The 16,055-nt window shown below is 57.0% G+C and carries 15 protein-coding genes and 1 tRNA gene; 9 read left to right on the forward strand and 7 right to left on the reverse strand.

Features of this window, described 5'->3' with window-relative positions:
* Window positions 1-20: 20 nt before the first annotated feature.
* Complete coding sequence (locus QP027_RS03580) at window positions 21-1,280, reverse strand: MFS transporter (protein ID WP_284826052.1); 1,260 nt, start codon at window positions 1,278-1,280, stop codon at window positions 21-23.
* A gap of 303 nt (window positions 1,281-1,583) precedes the next feature.
* Here QP027_RS03580 and QP027_RS03585 point away from each other — a divergent pair, with 303 nt between their 5' ends.
* Together QP027_RS03585 and mfd are read left to right on the forward strand one after the other, a co-directional pair.
* Complete coding sequence (locus tag QP027_RS03585; RefSeq protein WP_284826053.1) at window positions 1,584-2,210, forward strand: TetR/AcrR family transcriptional regulator; 627 nt, start codon at window positions 1,584-1,586, stop codon at window positions 2,208-2,210.
* 14 nt (window positions 2,211-2,224) lie between these two features.
* Window positions 2,225-5,830, forward strand: a complete 3,606-nt coding sequence (mfd, locus tag QP027_RS03590; RefSeq protein WP_284826905.1) for a transcription-repair coupling factor — start codon at window positions 2,225-2,227, stop codon at window positions 5,828-5,830.
* Here the strand turns inward: mfd and QP027_RS03595 are convergent, their stop codons facing one another.
* Window positions 5,831-7,285, reverse strand: a complete 1,455-nt coding sequence (locus QP027_RS03595; RefSeq protein WP_284826055.1) for an amino acid permease — start codon at window positions 7,283-7,285, stop codon at window positions 5,831-5,833.
* An 89-nt stretch (window positions 7,286-7,374) separates the two neighbouring features.
* Here QP027_RS03595 and QP027_RS03600 point away from each other — a divergent pair.
* Window positions 7,375-7,448: transfer RNA gene (locus QP027_RS03600), tRNA-Leu, on the forward strand.
* An 8-nt stretch (window positions 7,449-7,456) separates the two neighbouring features.
* Here QP027_RS03600 and QP027_RS03605 read toward each other — a convergent pair.
* A complete protein-coding gene (locus QP027_RS03605; protein ID WP_284826057.1) occupies window positions 7,457-8,428 on the reverse strand; it encodes a suppressor of fused domain protein in 972 nt (323 codons plus the stop codon).
* 145 nt (window positions 8,429-8,573) lie between these two features.
* On the opposite strand from QP027_RS03605, the gene QP027_RS03610 reads away from it, so the two are divergent.
* The gene (locus QP027_RS03610) at window positions 8,574-9,425 is read left to right on the forward strand and encodes a Bax inhibitor-1/YccA family protein (RefSeq protein WP_284826058.1); all 852 of its coding nucleotides are present in this window, start codon (window positions 8,574-8,576) and stop codon (window positions 9,423-9,425) included.
* 162 nt (window positions 9,426-9,587) lie between these two features.
* Here the strand turns inward: QP027_RS03610 and QP027_RS03615 are convergent, their stop codons facing one another.
* From QP027_RS03615 to QP027_RS03625, 3 genes are all read right to left on the reverse strand, one after another.
* The gene (locus QP027_RS03615; protein ID WP_284826060.1) at window positions 9,588-9,905 is read right to left on the reverse strand and encodes a hypothetical protein; all 318 of its coding nucleotides are present in this window, start codon (window positions 9,903-9,905) and stop codon (window positions 9,588-9,590) included.
* A gap of 43 nt (window positions 9,906-9,948) precedes the next feature.
* Window positions 9,949-10,470: a transcription elongation factor GreA gene (gene greA / locus QP027_RS03620; protein WP_284826063.1), complete on the reverse strand. Its 522-nt coding sequence runs from the start codon at window positions 10,468-10,470 to the stop codon at window positions 9,949-9,951.
* Window positions 10,471-10,596: 126 nt separating this feature from the next.
* Window positions 10,597-11,061 (reverse strand): DUF4307 domain-containing protein, encoded by a 465-nt coding sequence (locus QP027_RS03625; protein WP_284826064.1) that lies wholly within the window; start codon window positions 11,059-11,061, stop codon window positions 10,597-10,599.
* 130 nt (window positions 11,062-11,191) lie between these two features.
* Between QP027_RS03625 and mca the strand changes: the two genes are divergently transcribed.
* The 5 genes from mca (at window position 11,192) to QP027_RS03650 (ending at window position 15,051) form a co-directional block, all read left to right on the forward strand.
* Entirely contained in the window at window positions 11,192-12,091 is a 900-nt protein-coding gene (gene mca / locus QP027_RS03630; protein WP_284826065.1) for a mycothiol conjugate amidase Mca, read from the forward strand.
* A 7-nt stretch (window positions 12,092-12,098) separates the two neighbouring features.
* The gene (locus QP027_RS03635) at window positions 12,099-12,413 is read left to right on the forward strand and encodes a hypothetical protein (protein ID WP_284826068.1); all 315 of its coding nucleotides are present in this window, start codon (window positions 12,099-12,101) and stop codon (window positions 12,411-12,413) included.
* 231 nt (window positions 12,414-12,644) lie between these two features.
* On the forward strand, window positions 12,645-13,739 hold the full coding sequence (locus QP027_RS03640; protein WP_284826069.1) for a 3-deoxy-7-phosphoheptulonate synthase: 1,095 nt from the start codon (window positions 12,645-12,647) through the stop codon (window positions 13,737-13,739).
* Between the two features lie 21 nt (window positions 13,740-13,760).
* Window positions 13,761-14,531: an isoprenyl transferase gene (locus QP027_RS03645; RefSeq protein ID WP_284826070.1), complete on the forward strand. Its 771-nt coding sequence runs from the start codon at window positions 13,761-13,763 to the stop codon at window positions 14,529-14,531.
* 10 nt (window positions 14,532-14,541) lie between these two features.
* Window positions 14,542-15,051: a flavodoxin domain-containing protein gene (locus QP027_RS03650; protein ID WP_284826071.1), complete on the forward strand. Its 510-nt coding sequence runs from the start codon at window positions 14,542-14,544 to the stop codon at window positions 15,049-15,051.
* Here QP027_RS03650 and coaA read toward each other — a convergent pair.
* On the reverse strand, window positions 15,048-15,974 hold the full coding sequence (coaA, locus tag QP027_RS03655) for a type I pantothenate kinase (protein ID WP_284826072.1): 927 nt from the start codon (window positions 15,972-15,974) through the stop codon (window positions 15,048-15,050). The two genes, QP027_RS03650 and coaA, sit on opposite strands and share 4 nt — an antisense overlap.
* Between the last annotated feature and the right edge of the window lie 81 nt (window positions 15,975-16,055).

The raw sequence follows: 16,055 nt of genomic DNA on the forward strand, positions 1-16,055 counted from the left end.
GATCGGATCTAGCATAACGGTTAGTTGGTGTTATTCTCACGATTTGCTGATACGTCGCGCAAACGAGACGACTGAATCACCCCGGCGACACCGATGACAGCCAAGAAGATCAGCGCCGCCTGCGAACCAAGTTGTGCCACCAGACCCGAAAGCGCACCGACGAGCAACAAAATAACACCCATGAGAGTGTTTGCAGCACCGGTGTAACGGGTGCGTAGATCGCCCTCGGCCATGTCTACCAGGTAAGTCTTGCGGGCAACACGCACGCCGGTATGCGCCAGCGTGACAAGGAAGAATCCTGCAGGCATGACCCACGCATTCACGCTTGCAGGCGCGAGGTTCGCGGAGATTACCAGCGCAACGATGACGGCACTGGCCACGGCAGAGCTCACCGCCATGGTGCTTTTCGACGAGGCGTCGGAGAACACTCCTGAAATCCGCCCACCGACAAGTGATGCCAGGCCAGAGGCTATGACGAAAATTCCAAGGCCCGTGATGTCCTGGCCGATCTCTTGGCTAAGGGTAACGATGAACGTTGTTGAAAGCGCTGTGACCAGCAGGAGCGATCGGGCGATGACGAACTGTCGGAATTCCTTGTCGCGGGTGAAAAGACCCCATGTGTCGGCCCACCACCCCTTTTTCATCGGCTGTGGCTCGTCTTCGGAGGAAGGTTCCTTAATGCCTTGGAAGACGATGGTGCCCAAACCCCAGGTCAGTGCACCGCCAGCAATGAGCGAGACGAGAATCCAGCGGGGGATCTCTGTAGGCAACAACGTAAGCCCAAATCCCACGGCAAGTGTGATTGCGCCGGAAAGCGCAGTGGCGCGCCCGGTAATCCGTCCTCGGCGACCTTTCGAAATGGTTCGCCCTTGAACATCCTTTGATGCGATGGAACACAAAGCGCGGAATACGGCTAGCACGCTAAGTAGCGCGATCACAGCGATACCCAGTGCGATGCCGTCCAAGAACGCGGCTGCCACCGCGATGAGGGATGCAGCGATGAACTGGCCGATAGAACCGATAATCCAAACGCGCTTACGTGAGCGCTGCGTGGTTACCCACGGGGTCCACGCAGCCTGGGGGAGCATCGATCCAGCCTCACGGATCGGCACCAGAAGCGCAGTGAAAAAGCCTGGCACACCCGCGGCGCTGAACAACCACGGCAACACAGTCTTGGGCGCAACAATCTGATCGCCGATGCCTTGGAGGCCGTTAGCCCAGATAAAGCGCTTCGCGTTGTGTTCTTCGTAGGGTTGTTGTTTCACGTCCGTGGTGCCCATGGAAGAACATCGTAGACAGTGCGCAACGGGGACTGCTGGGTAAGGAATGCCTCACAAGGGCGACGGGGAGACTAGGCGAGGCAAATTTCGCCTTATAAATCGACCTTGCGGGTGTTCCCTTTGCCCCGGAAATAGAAAAGCTTCCCCACCAGGACTCGAACCTAGAATGACGGTACCAAAAACCGTAGTGTTGCCGATTACACCATGGGGAAAGACGCACACAATGTTACCGGATTGTCCATAAATCCCTAATCGGCAGGTCTGGCACATAAAATCGGTGTGGCAAGCGCTAGGCTGGAACCCATGGTTAGACAGCGCATGACTGGTAAACGGCGCCGCGAGCAATTGATTTCCGTTGGTCGGGAAGTTTTCGCCGAGCGTGGGGTAGACGGATCTTCTGTAGAAGAGATTGCTCAGCGCGCCGGGGTATCCAAACCGGTCGTCTACGAGCATTTTGGGGGAAAAGAAGGCCTGTATGCCGTCATCGTTGACCGTGAGATGTTGGCACTGGAACGTGTCATTACCGATGCGTTGAAGGATGGTCCGTGGCGCGCGCGTATTGAACAAGCCACCATGGCGCTGTTGACATATGTCGAGGAGGAAACGGACGCTTTCCTCATTTTGGTTCGCGATCAAGTCCCAGGTGAAGAACGCAGTTACTCAACGCTGCTGAATACTGCCGTCAGCCAGGTCACGCATATTCTGGGCAAGGCGTTTGAACACCGAGGCCTTAATCCAGAACTCGCTGAGCTGTACGGGCAGGCGTTGGTAGGAATGGTGTCGAATACGGCGCAGTGGTGGCTGGATGAGCGCAAGCCGGAGAAGGAAATCGTCGCGGCGCACATCGTGAACCTATGCTGGAATGGTTTGCGCGGTATGGAGGCCGCACCCAAGCTCGAACTTGAAAACTCTGAAGTAGGAGACGAATGACCCCGACGCTGCCGATGCTCGCTGGCCTTTTGACCAAGGCGATGACTGACCCCAAGCTCAAAGGGTTGGCCTCGCAAGCTGGCCACGAGAGTTTGCACATCACGGGCATCGATCAGGTCCGTCCTTGGGCGGTGGGCACGCTCGCACGTCAGACGCAGATCCTCCTAGTCACCGCCACTGGGCATGAGGCAGAAGATCTCACTGCGGAGCTCAAAGCAATGCTGGGGGACACCAAAGTGGATATGTTCCCGGCGTTTGAGACCTTGCCCCACGAAAGACTGTCACCTGCGGCAGATGTCGTCGGCAAGCGTAGCCAGGTGCTGCACACTATCGACGAGCTCAAGGTCGTTGTCGCCTCCGCGCGTGCAGTGTGCCAGCCCGTGTTGCCGGTGGTGGAGCCGATCGTTATTAAGCAGGATCAGGAGCGCGATTTCGCCGAGCTTGCCGATCAACTGACCTACTTTGCTTATGAACACGTGGACATGGTCGCGGGTCGCGGTGAGTTTGCCACTCGGGGCGGCATCATTGACGTTTTCCCGACGACAGCGGACCATCCCGTGCGTTTGGAGTTCTGGGGCGATGAAATCACTGATTTGCGCACGTTCGCGGTGGCCGACCAGCGCACGCTCGAGGACATCAACCAGGTAGATATTTACCCGGCGCGCCAGTTGCTTATCGACGACACCGTGGCCGACAAAGCCGACCAGTTAGCACGGCGATTTCCGACGAACCCGACACTGGTGCAGCTGCTGACTCGCATATCGGCCAAGCAGCACGCAAACGGCATGGAGGCACTGATCCCAGCCTTGACTGAGGAGAAGTTTTCCGTGCTGCCAGAGCTTATGCCAGCGGGGTCCGTGGTGCTTGTGACGTCTCCGGAGAAGGTGCGTGCGCGCATCGCTGACTTGGAGGCGACTGACCGAGAGTTCCTCGAGGCAGGTTGGGAAGCCGCTGCAATGGGCGCTGACGGGCCGGTTGCGGTCGAAGGGCTTGACCTCTCGGCGTCATCGTTTCGCTCATTTGAATCACTGGAAGTCTCGGCGCGTAAGGCAGGAAACGCGTGGTGGACGTTTGCGCCTCCGGGCATGTTTACCGCTGATGAATCCGAAACCTTGCCGCTTGAATTCGCACCAGCTCCGGCCCCACGTGGCGATGCTCGCGAAATCGAAGCCCTGATGGCGCAGCTGAAGAAGCACGTCGTTGACGGCGGTTCCGCGGTGTTCATCGCACCCGCGCAGGGCACGGTGGAACGCATGGCAGATCGATTCCGCGAGCACGGTATCTCCGCGCGCATCGCGACCCCGGGGCTTGAACCCGTCGACGGCCAAATCACCCTGTATCAGGCTCTATCCCATGGGGGCCTGGTGTTCCCTGGCACCGTGATCCCGCTGGTGGTGGTGACTGAGACGGACCTCACCGGCAACCGCGTTGGCGATATAGTTGGGGCGAAGCGTCGGAAGGCGCGCCGTCGCAACAAGGTTGATCCGCTGGCGCTCAAACCGGGGGATTTCGTGGTACACGAGACACACGGCATCGGAAAATTTGTCAAGATGGCCGAGCGTTCCATCAATTCGGGAGATGAAACTTCTCGTCGGGAATACATCGTCTTGGAGTATGCGCCAGGCAAGCGCGGTCAGCCGAATGACCAGTTGTGGGTTCCGATGGAATCGCTAGACCTCCTAAGCAAGTACTCCGGAGGCGAGCACCCCAGCCTGTCAAAGATGGGTGGTTCCGACTGGAAAAACACGAAGAAGAAGGCACGCGCGGCGGTCCGTGAGATCGCGGGTGAGCTTGTGCAGCTCTATGCCAAGCGTGTCAGCGCGCCGGGTCATGCTTTCGCGCCGGATTCTCCTTGGCAGAAGGAAATGGAAGATGCCTTCCCGTTCGTAGAGACCGAAGACCAGATGGCAGCCATCGAGGCGGTCAAAGAGGATATGGAAAAACCTGTCCCAATGGATCGTGTCGTGGTCGGCGACGTAGGCTTTGGCAAAACCGAGGTTGCCGTGCGCGCCGCGTTCAAGGCCGTGCAAGACGGTTCCCAGGTAGCAGTGCTGGTGCCGACGACGCTTTTGGCACAGCAGCACTTTTCCACGTTTAGCAATCGGATGGACGGGTTCGGCGTGGAGATCCGCGAATTGTCCCGATTCACTTCCGCAGCGGAGTCGAAGAAGACGTTGAAGGGCCTCGCGGATGGGTCGGTGGACATCGTGATCGGCACCCACCGTCTTTTGCAGACGGGTGTGCAGTGGAAGAACTTGGGCCTGATCGTGGTCGATGAGGAACAGCGCTTTGGTGTGGAACACAAGGAGCACATCAAGGCCCTGAAAGCCCACGTTGACGTGCTCACCATGACAGCAACCCCGATCCCGCGCACCCTAGAAATGTCCCTGACGGGTATCCGCGAGATGACGTCGATTGCAACGCCTCCTGAAGATCGCCACCCTGTTCTAACCTACGTGGGGCCTTACGAGGAGAAGCAGGTTGCTGCTGCGATTCGACGCGAGCTACTGCGTGACGGCCAGGTGTTCTTTATTCATAACAAGGTCTCGGACATCGAGAAGAAGGCCCGTGAGCTGCGTGAGCTGGTTCCCGAGGCACGCGTTGTCGTCGCCCACGGCCAGATGAGCGAGCAGGTTCTGGAGCAAACTGTGCAGGGTTTCTGGGATCGCGAGTTCGACGTGCTTGTGTGTACCACGATTGTCGAGACCGGCCTAGACATCGCCAATGCGAACACACTGATCGTCGAAAATGCTCATAACATGGGTCTGTCTCAGCTCCACCAGCTGCGTGGGCGCGTCGGACGATCACGATCGCGCGGTTATGCCTACTTCCTGTACCCGAAGGGCGCGACCCTGAAGGAGACGTCCTATGACCGCTTGGCGACGATCGCCCAACACAACGATCTTGGTGCCGGTATAGCCGTGGCGCAGAAGGACTTGGAGATGCGCGGTGCCGGCAATGTGCTCGGCGCAGAACAGTCCGGCCACATTGCAGGCGTGGGTTTCGACCTTTATGTCCGCCTTGTCGGCGAGGCGGTGGAGACCTACAAAGCACTGGCCAGTGGAGAAGTTGTCGATGCCACCGACCAAGGGCCAAAGGAAATCCGCATCGACTTGCCCGTGGACGCTCATATTCCCGAGTCATATATCAACGCCGAGCGCCTCCGCTTGGAGGTGTATCGCAAGATCGCCGAATCGCGCGACAATGATGATTTGCAGAAGATTATCGACGAGATGGTCGACCGCTTCGGCCAGATGCCAACCGAGGTCGAATTCCTGATGGCAGTAGCACGACTGCGTCACCAAGCGCGCAAGGCCGGCGTGGCCAACGTTATGGTGCAGGGCACCCGAATTAAGATCCATCCGGTTGACTTGCCGGATTCCAAGCAGGTGCGCCTCAAACGCCTGTACCCAGGGTCGAACTACCGGGCGGCGGCACAAGCTATCCAGCTGGCATTCCCGCGCGCTGGAAAGGGCGTTGGTCAGCCAAACCTGCGCGATATTGCACTGCTGCAGTGGATGGCGGACTTCCTCAGTGACATGTTCGATATTGAGAAGGTGTCGGTGACAGGGGAGTCGTCGCCAAGCAAAAAGAACCGGGTTTTCTCGGTGAGCGAGTAGTTACAGAGACAGCGAGCCTTGAGCCAAACCGACGATCGCAGCCACCGAGGCGACCAGGATCAAAGTAACGACGAACCACTCGAATGCATTGAACACTCGCTCGCGGGCGTGGAGGCGGGTCCACACGTAGGGGATCAGCCCCGGCGCGACTGCGAGGGCTCCGTAGAGGACATACACTGGGTCGGCGGCGTAGAACAGCCACAGGGAATAAACCATTGCTACCGCACCGACGAACAGGTGGCGACGATTGACGCGCGCCGAGACTTCGGGGCCAGAATCGTCAAACCGGGTGCCTGCGTGGGGGTGGGTCAGTCCCTTCCCGCGCACCGCGAGTAGTACGAGGTAGAGGGCTGAAAAGAGGTAGGGGACAAGGTATAGGATCGTGGCTAGCTGCACCATCGAGGTGTAGGCCGTCTCGGAGATAAAGAAGACCACCACCCACAGCTGGATCACGATGGTGGAGATCAACTGAGCCACCCAGGGGGCGCCGTTGATATTGACCTTGCCCAAGGACTTTGGAAGCAGGCCATCAAAAGCCATCAACGCGACCGGCTCGGCCGCGAGCATCTGCCACGACACATACGCGCCTAGCACCGACAGACACAGCCCAAGAGAAATGAGCGCGCCACCCCACGGGCCGACAACGGCGTTGAGGACGGCTGCCATCGAGTTGTCAGGCAACGCTGCCAGCTCCTCCTGCGACATCACGCCGTAGGACAGCGTGGAAATTGCCACCAAGAGAGCGAGGACTGAGAAGAATCCGAGCAGGGTTGCGCGACCTACGTCGGCACGCGATTTGGCCTGCTTGGAGTATACCGAAGCGCCCTCGACGCCAATGAAGACCCAGACCGTGAAGAGCATCGTGCCCTTGATCTGTTCGAGAACACTGGTGTTACCCCAGAAATTGGCGGTGAACTTGTCCCACGAAAAGCCGAGGAAAGCGACGAGCAGAATGAAGGCAAGGATGGGGATAATCTTGGCCACGGTGGCCACGAGGTTCATCGCCGCAGCTTGCTTTACGCCGCGGGTCAGTAGTGCGAAGATGATCCACGTCAGAGCAGAAACAGAAACTGCGGAGACCCAGCGGTTCTCTGCAGAGAAGAATGGAATATAGAAGCCAACGGTACCGAAGAATAGGGTTGCGTAGCCGACCTGCGCGATTACAGAGCCCAGCCAGTATCCCCAAGCCGAGGCGAAACCGATAAAGTCGCCAAGGCCCGCGCGGACGTAGGAATACACGCCCGAGTCGAGATTCGGTTTACGAATTGCCAAAACCTGGAACACGAATGCAATAGCGAGCATGCCCACGGCGGTAATTGCCCAGCCAATGAGCATCGCGCCTGGACCTGCGGCGGAAGCGATGTTCTGCGGCAGGGAGAAGATACCAGCGCCCACGGTCGAACCGATGATCAAAGCCATCAGGGACCACATGGATACGGAATGAGTCCTTGTCATTGTTCTTAATCTACTCTTAGACTCCGAAAGTTTATAGCCACCCGATTCCTTTTTTGGGGTACCTGTTGCGTAAACTCGAAATGCGATTGGCCCCTATAGCCCAATCGGCAGAGGCAGTGGACTTAAAATCCATTCAGTGTCGGTTCGAGTCCGACTGGGGGCACTAGTTTCTCATCGGGTGGGATCGATGACGTGAATCGTCAGAGGCGCGGTTGTCATTGCATAGGCACCTGGGCGGGTGCCAAACGTTGCCAAGATCTCGTTGGCCAATTGATCGGGAATCCCCAAACGCAGGTGATCCTTTTCGAATTCCGCCTCAAATTCACCAGGCACCATTTCCACCCACTTCTTGCGACTGACAAACGCAAAGTTGCGATCAAACTTGATGCGATAGCGCACCGCGCGCAAGAGATGCTCGGCGCTTGTCGTCGTTAAATCAAGGCGCAGAGGATCATCGTCGGTGAAGTCCAAGTAGTTTGCCATGACGGCGCTTAACGACGACCCCTGTCGTCCAATGACATCGTCAAGGATGGAGCGGGCCTTGTCGATGTCTCGCAATGGCGCGCGATCTGGGTCCGTAAGGCCGAGAGGGAAAAATTCGCCGAAAACGCCGGCAAACTTGCGTGCGTCCCAGATCAGCGCGTCATTGAGGTCGGTGGGGGTCATCCCGATCGCGTAGGTAAAACGCACGAAACCCGTTTTTGTATCGATCACGCCCATGATCGGATCGGTAACGAAGATGAGCGAGGTGAGCGTGGAGTCGTCGGTAAGCGGAAGATCGAAATCCATGTGGTGGCCCGGCTCGACCGGATTGTCCGTGCGACTGAGGTACTGGGCCACACGGTTGAGGAGCTTGGCAGGCCACGATGGGGGAAGCGCTTCGTCGCGTGGAATACGGATGGTGAGTTCGGTTTGCATGCCAGCGACGGGAGTTGACGAGTTCACGCGGGAGATTCCAAAGGTGGAATAGAAAAAGTGGGGTAGTGGATCGTCAGCGGAGTACGCCACGACAGGCACTTCACCGTACTCGTAAATGATCGGTTCCTGATCGCCGAAGTTGTTCTGAAACACTTCCTTGATCGCATCCCCGCCGACCTCTGGCGCGCGAAGAGATCCCTTGAAGAGTCTTTGAAAAGCACCCATGAACCCAACTTTAGCCAGCACATTAGACAATTACTGTGACTTGCAGCACCTATTTGTACCGGATTGGGAACCATCTGGACAGATGTGGCGTTGCACTAAGTGAAAGACTTCTACCAAAGTTTCAAAGAAAGGAAACGGGTCACTCGTGCGCAGCAACAATCCTGTCTTGCGGAATCTGCCCGCCTCCGTTAATCAACAAGGTTATGGCTACCAGCAGCAGGCTGGTTACCAGGGATACCAGCAGTACCAGCAGCCTGGCTACGAAGCTCAGGGCTATCAGCAGCCAGTTCAAACCGAACGCCCAATGACGGTGGATGACGTTGTCACCAAGACCGGCATCACCCTCGCGGTGATTATCGGTTTCGCAGTGCTCAACTTCGGCCTTTTCGCATTCGGCGGACAGTCTGGCATGGCATTGTCGATGATTCTTACCCTCGTGGGTGCGATCGGCGGCTTCATCACCGTGCTCGTTCACTCGTTTGGCAAGAAGTTCGGCTCCAAGATCGTTACCCTGATCTACGCTGCTTTCGAAGGTCTCTTCGTGGGTGGTATCTCGCTGATTCTGTCCGGCTTTGTCGTCGGCGACCAGAATGCGGGTATGTTGATCGGCCAGGCAGTCCTTGGCACCGTGGGCGTGTTCATCGGCATGCTCTTCGTGTACAAGACTGGCGCAATTCGCGTCACCCCACGCTTTAACCGCATGTTGATGGGTGCGCTCATCGGCGTGGCAGTTCTAGCCCTGGGTAACTTCATTGGCGCGATGTTTTTCGACTTCAACGTTCTTCGTGATGGCGGTCCCATCGCAATCATCTTCTCCCTGGTCTGCATCGTCTTGGCTGCAGTGAGCTTCCTCAGCGACTTCGACGTTGCTGACCAGCTCATCCGCACTGGTGCTCCAGCGCGCATGGCTTGGGGCGTAGCGCTTGGTCTGGCAGTCACCCTGGTGTGGCTCTACACCGAGATCCTGCGTTTGCTGTCCTACTTCCAGCGCGACTAATCGCGACTACGTAGGGCGCTAACTAAAAGATCCAAGAATCCCCCGCAGCGAAGATTTCGCTCGGGGGATTCTTCATGCGCATCTGTACTACACAAAACACCACCTGGAGGCTGCGTGGGCAGCATCCAGGTGGTGCGAATTGCTTAGAGCCTACAAGGTGATTTACTGAGCCACGCCGGTGCCAGTTGCACCCTGCTCAACACCCATGGTGTCGTCGGCAGTAGCAGTGTCAGTTGCCTCAACGTCGGTCGCCTCAGTGGAGGTTGAGTCCGTGGAAGTTTCCTCGGTGGACTCCGCTTCCTTTTTTTCCGCGCCCTCGGCGCCTTCAGCGTCTTCGACCTTCAGGGAATCTGGGTTCTGGGTCTCAGCGGTTGGAACCTTCTGGTCGGATGGGTTCTCGTTTGGAGGAGTGCACGCAGAGATAGCGCCTGCAGTAAGAGCAGCCAGGGCAATCGCAGAGAGCTTACGGGAGATACGCATGGTTACCTTTGTAGTCCTTTTAAGTTAGTGAAATTGGGTTGTCCTACTGAGCGCGCGGAGTTGCGGCCTTGTCAGAATCATACGGTGCCGCGGACACAATTGTGACCGAAATGTCGCGACCATTGGGAGCCTTGTAGGTGCGGGTTTCACCTTCGGACGCGCCAATCACGGCAGCGCCGAGCGGAGACTGCTCGGAGTAGGTCTCAAGGTCCTTATTTCCAGTCGATGCCGCACGGGTACCGATGAGGAAAGTCTCCTTGTCGTCCTTGTTGCCGTTGTAGTAGACGTGAACCACGGAACCGACAAGGGCCATACCCTCGACAACGCCGGTGCGCTCGGTGGTGGAGCTCGCTAGGATCTCGGAGATCTGCTTGATGCGTGCTTCTTCCTGGTCCTGCTGCTCGCGGGCTGCGTCGTAGCCCGCGTTCTCCTTGAGGTCGCCTTCCTCTCGACGCTCGTTGATCTCAGCGGCGATGGCTGGGCGGTTATCAATCAGCTGCTGGAGTTCCTGCTCCAGCTTGGCTTTCATTTCTGGGGTGATGTATTGCTTCTGAACTTCAGCCATGTGTGACAAACCTTCCCTTGTGGAAACATGTTGGCGGTAGGGATCGTCGCTAAGCGTAGAAGACGATCATGGTGCCCAAAATAACTATCGGGGAATACTACCATAGGCAATCAAAAGCCTTGGTAGTTAGTCCAGCGTGTAGGTGGGATCGTCCACGTTCATGTAGAACGGGATGTCCTCGGCGCAGCCGTAGACCTTGCCGGAGACGGGGTATTCGCGCACCGGTAGATCTACGGACATGCGCACCTGCTCCTCTCCACCGGCAGGCAGGATCACTTCGCGACGACCAACCTCGGCCATACCGTAATTCAAGGCAGTGACGATGCAGTAGGTCGGCTTAGAGGTGTCCTCACGGACAACATCGATCCAGACTCGGGAGGTGGTGTCGTCGAGACGCTCATGCGTAATGAATGAGGCGCTAACAGGGGAGGCATCCTTGGAATACAGCAGTCGTGCCGCCATGATCAAAATTGCAGCGAAGACCAAGACGAGGACGATCGCAACCACTTTCCCCGCGATACCCTGTGGCTTCTTGGGATCTTTTTGCTTGCCATATCGATCTGCAGGGCGAGCTTGATTCGGGGTGGTCACAGACGTTAAACCTCACACAACTGACGATAAACAAGAGACATAAATGACTTTAGCCCTAAGGGTACTAAGATTGGTCATCAATAACCTAAAGGTGAAGCATTTGAAAACCCGAGCGGAAGGTGGAATTCGAGTGAGCGGCTTGCGTCTCATAGCGGTCCATGCCCACCCTGATGATGAATCTTCAAAGGGTGCAGCGACCATGGCGAAGTACGTTGATGAAGGCCACGAAGTCCTCGTGGTTACCTGTACTGGCGGCGAGCGTGGCTCTATTTTGAACCCCGCGATGGAGCGCCCCGGGGTCTTGGAAAACATCATCGAAGTTCGTCGTGAAGAAATGGCCCGGGCCGCAGCAGCCATCGGTGTACAACAAATCTGGCTCGGCTATGAAGACTCAGGACTTCCCGAGGGCGACCCAAAGCCACCTTTGCCCGAAGGTTGTTTCGCTTTGCAGGATCCAGTCGAGGTGACCAAGAAGCTGGTCAAGCTCTACCGTGAGTTCCGCCCGCACGTCATCATTACGTACGATGAAAACGGCGGATATCCACACCCAGACCACCTCATGGTGCACGAGATTTCGATGATGGCATGGGAAAAGTCTGGTGACCCCGAGTTTGCTCCTGAGGCTGGCGAGCCGTGGACTCCATTGAAGATGTATTACACGCACGGGTTCGTTTTGCAGCGCATGCAGCTTTTCGACGAGCGCCTGCGCGCTGCCGGTAAGCGCAGTCCCTATGGACCGATGATTAAGCGTTGGGAGGAAAACCGTGCAGACATCATGGCGCGCGTTACCACTCAGGTGGAGTGCTCCCAGTACTTCTCCAACCGCGAGCAGGCGCTCTTGGCGCATGCGACGCAGATTGACCCGGCGGGTGCCTTTTTGGCAACATCAGTAGCAGACCAGCAGGAGCTTTGGCCAACAGAGGAGTTCGAGCTGGCTCGAACCCGGGTGTCTACGCACATGCCGGAAGACGACCTATTCGCTGGAATCAAGCTGGAGGAAGATTCAGCTGCAGCGGAAGACGAGGAGTGATCCGTAAATGATGACGCAGACGATTCAGACCTGGGCGGCGCAAAGCCAGCTTATGGTCGTCGATGTGTTGGCACAGCAGCCGAACGACGGCCCGCTTGGCCCCGAGTTTGGTAAAGCCTCACCTATCGGGTTTCTCATTTTGGTGGGCTTGGCCGTGATCATTTTGACGGTGGGTTGGTTCTTCCACCGCCGTTACTCTCGCTTCAATCGTCGTCGCATGTTCGCCGAAGCACACGGTCTTGATGTATTTGATCAAGAAGCAGTGGACAAGGCGATGGCCGATGCCGGAGTGCTTGATCTGCGCGAAGATTCGAAGTTCTAGAGACTTCAGACACACTCGTTACATCTTCGTGGTACGGTGTGGGCATGTTCGCACAGCGATTTTATTTTGACAAGGCTCCAGGGTCGATGACCCGGTCTTGTTTATTTGCCTGACCGAACATACCTGGAGCCTAAGCAGCGCCTCCCCGAAAGGGTTGAGGAGCTGCTTTTTTGTTTCCCTCATTACTCCGCAGATTCCGAAGTTCTCAAACGACAGAAAGTAGCGCACCACATGTCCACCCCGGTATCCCTTCCACACTCGGCTTCGACCTCCAACAAGCGTGTCCGTAATTTTCACCAGGTGCCAAGCCCGCTCGAAATCCAGCAGGATCTGCCCCTTGACAAGGACAAGCTCTTGAAAGTGGAGCAAGACCGACAAGAGATCGCTGACATTTTTGCTGGCGAGGACGACCGCGTTGTCGTCGTTGTCGGGCCCTGTTCGATCCATGACCCTGTGGCGGCCCAAGAATACGCGGATCGCTTGGCTCCACTGGCCAAGCGGCTTGACGAAGATCTAAAGATCGTGATGCGCGTGTACTTTGAAAAGCCGCGCACCACCGTCGGCTGGAAAGGCCTGATTAACGATCCCAACCTTGACGGGTCTTTCGAGGTTGAAAAGGGCCTGCGCTTGGCTAGGGAAGTGTTAACCAACGTGGTGGAAACCGGGCTGCCGGCTGGGTGTGAGTTCTTAGAACCGTCGAGCCCGCAGTACTACGCGGACGCCGTCGCGTGGGGCGCGATCGGCGCTCGCACGACAGAGTCCCAGGTGCACCGTCAGCTGGCAAGCGGAATGTCGATGCCTATTGGGTTCAAAAATGGCACTGATGGTTCGCTTCAAGTGGCGATCGACGCAGTGGGTGCAGCAGAGCACCCGCACTTTTTCTTTGGCGTCTCCGACGACGGTGTTCCAAGCGTTGTAGAGACAGAAGGCAACCCGCACTGTCACGTTATCTTGCGTGGTGGCACTAATGGACCAAACTTCGATGCAGCTTCCGTGGAAGGCGCTCTTTCGAAGCTTCCGGACGGCTCTCGCTTGATGATTGATGCCTCTCACGCCAACTCCAACAAGGATCACGAACGACAGGTCGATGTTGCACGCGACGTTGCCAGCCAGATCGCCGCTGGAAACCAGGCAATTGCTGGTGTGATGTTGGAATCATTCTTGGTGGGCGGTGCGCAAAAGCTCGACCCACAGAAGTTGAAGGTTAATGGTGGTGAGGGTTTGGTGTACGGGCAGAGCGTGACTGATGCCTGTATGGATTTCGATTCCACGATTGATCTGCTGGAAGAGTTCGCACATGCGGTACGCACTCGCAGAGGAAAGTAGCTTCGGGCTACACTGAAGGGCGTGAATGTGCTCGAACGAATCCTGTATCCGCTGTATGAGGCGCGGTTGGAACGTGAGCTGCGCGGAAAGAAGCAGCCGAAGCACATTGCCGTCATGGCAGATGGTAACCGCAGGTGGGCGCGCGAGGCGGGCTTTACAGATGTCTCGCACGGCCACCGAGCAGGTGCCGACAAGATCGGGCAGCTGGTTCGGTGGTGCGCTGACACCGAGGTGGAAGTAATCACGATCTACCTTCTGTCCACTGAGAATCTCCAGCGCACCCAGGGGGAAGTCGAGCTGCTCTTCGACATTATCTCCAAGGTGATTGAGGATCTTGCCGCGGAGGAATTCACATGCAAGGTTCGCCTCGTTGGACATCTTGATTTGCTTCCCCCAGAAGTCGCAGAGCGCATGAAGTCGTCAGCAGCAGCTACCACGGAAAAGCCTGGACTCACCGTGAACATCGCTGTGGGCTACGGCGGACGCCAAGAAATCGTCGACGCGGTAAAGGATCTGCTCCACGATGCTTTGGATAAAGGCGTCTCTGCAGGGGAGCTGCCCGACGCAGTTACGGTGGAGTCGATCTCGAAACACCTATACACCTCGGGCCAGCCGGATCCTGACCTCGTGATTCGTACTTCGGGCGAGCAACGCCTCTCCGGGTTTTTGCTGTGGCAGGCGGCTTACTCGGAGATCTGGTTCACGGATACGTATTGGCCGGCTTTCCGCAAGATCGACTTCTTGCGTGCTTTGCGTGAGTATTCCCAACGATCCAGGCGGTTTGGCAAGTAAAGTTGTCTGCATGACCTCCGTGTTCTACGCAACCAATTATGGATCCGCACGCGACTACGCCGAAGAACTGGCTCAGCGACTTGGCACCACCGCCGAAGAGATCGGGGACAATGCCCCTACTGGTGATGGTCCCCTCATCGTTTTCTCTCCAGTGCACGGCCCGTCAATCCCTGCCGTGAGCTTTGTTAAGACCCACTCGTTGGGGGAGCGCCCCGTCGCTGTGTGCGCGGTGGGCATGACGCTTATCGACGAAGCTCGCCGCAGCGATTACCTCAAGGCAGCGCTCGGCGACGAGCGTGCCGATGTTCGTCGTTTCTACCTCCCTGGGCGACTAAACTATTCCGAGCTTTCGGCAGCACACAAGGCCGTGATGTTCGGAATCATCAACAGCTTGAAGTTGAAGCCAAAGAAGTCCGCGAACGAAAAAGCAATGATCGAGAGCTACGGAAAAGACACTGATCATGTGGATTTCGCAGAGCTTGATGCAGTTGAGCAGTGGGCCCGAGACGCTGCAGCCTAAATCTTGCGCATCCTTACTCTTTCGACAAGGTGATCGCGACCCTTGTAGAGCACGAGACTTGCTCGTACCTTGGTCGGGAGGATGTTTTCTACCAAGTTGGGCAAGTTGATGGACTGCCAGATTTCGCGCGCTTCGTGTGAAGCGAGCGCATCATCAAGGTCGGCGTAGCCGGCGAAGTGCGCGCCGGGCTCGCGGAAAGCAGTCTGGCGCAGCTTGAGAAAACGTTCGATATACCAATGCTCGATGTCAGTAGTGCGCGCATCGACATATACCGAGAAATCGAAGAGGTCGCTGACCATCAGAGTCGGCCCGGTTTGCAAGACATTGAGGCCCTCGAGGATCAAAATGTCAGGTTTCTCGATGAGTTGGTATTCGTCGGGAAGCACGTCGTAGGCGGTGTGTGAATAGACAGGTGCTTTTACAGAAGGTTTTCCGGACTTGACGTCGGTGACAAAGCGAAGCAATGCGCGACGATCGTAGGATTCAGGAAAACCCTTGCGTGACATCAGTCGGCGTCGTTCGAGTTCCTCGGTGGGGAGAAGGAAACCGTCAGTGGTCACAAGATCCACGCGTGGGTGGGACTCCCAACGCTGGAGCAGAACCTGGAGGAGACGGGCGGTTGTTGATTTGCCCACGGCAACCGAACCTGCAACACCGATGACGAACGGGACATGGCCGGGGTTATCGCCTAAGAAAGTTTCCGTCGCTTCAGTGAGCCCTTGGCGCGCGGAGACCTGTAGATGTATCAAACGCGACAAGGGGAGGTAAATATCGGAAACCTCGTCCATGTCGATGTTCTCACCGACACCACGGAGTGTTTCCAGCTCGGAGGCGGTAAGCACCTGGGGCATGGTGGCGCGGAGATCTCGCCACGCATCGCGGTCGAAATCGAGGTATGGGCTTGAGTCGGTACTGCGGGCCATGGGTGCAATTGTTGCACCTTTCGCAATTAAAGCGAGCTTAGGCCCAGTTAACAAAGGTGTATGTCGTAAGATCATCCTGGT

This window comes from Corynebacterium breve, assembly GCF_030252165.1.
Lineage (GTDB): Bacteria > Actinomycetota > Actinomycetes > Mycobacteriales > Mycobacteriaceae > Corynebacterium > Corynebacterium breve.

Excerpts from the sequence above, each read along its gene's own strand:
- QP027_RS03580 (WP_284826052.1), bottom strand. The coding sequence starts at position 1,280 with ATGGGCACCACGGACGTGAAACAACAACCCTACGAAGAACACAACGCG.
- QP027_RS03585 (WP_284826053.1), top strand. The coding sequence starts at position 1,584 with ATGGTTAGACAGCGCATGACTGGTAAACGGCGCCGCGAGCAATTGATT.
- mfd (WP_284826905.1), top strand. The coding sequence starts at position 2,225 with ATGCTCGCTGGCCTTTTGACCAAGGCGATGACTGACCCCAAGCTCAAA.
- QP027_RS03595 (WP_284826055.1), bottom strand. The coding sequence starts at position 7,285 with ATGACAAGGACTCATTCCGTATCCATGTGGTCCCTGATGGCTTTGATC.
- QP027_RS03605 (WP_284826057.1), bottom strand. The coding sequence starts at position 8,428 with ATGGGTGCTTTTCAAAGACTCTTCAAGGGATCTCTTCGCGCGCCAGAG.
- QP027_RS03615 (WP_284826060.1), bottom strand. The coding sequence starts at position 9,905 with ATGCGTATCTCCCGTAAGCTCTCTGCGATTGCCCTGGCTGCTCTTACT.
- greA (WP_284826063.1), bottom strand. The coding sequence starts at position 10,470 with ATGGCTGAAGTTCAGAAGCAATACATCACCCCAGAAATGAAAGCCAAG.
- QP027_RS03635 (WP_284826068.1), top strand. The coding sequence starts at position 12,099 with ATGATGACGCAGACGATTCAGACCTGGGCGGCGCAAAGCCAGCTTATG.
- QP027_RS03640 (WP_284826069.1), top strand. The coding sequence starts at position 12,645 with ATGTCCACCCCGGTATCCCTTCCACACTCGGCTTCGACCTCCAACAAG.
- QP027_RS03650 (WP_284826071.1), top strand. The coding sequence starts at position 14,542 with ATGACCTCCGTGTTCTACGCAACCAATTATGGATCCGCACGCGACTAC.
- coaA (WP_284826072.1), bottom strand. The coding sequence starts at position 15,974 with ATGGCCCGCAGTACCGACTCAAGCCCATACCTCGATTTCGACCGCGAT.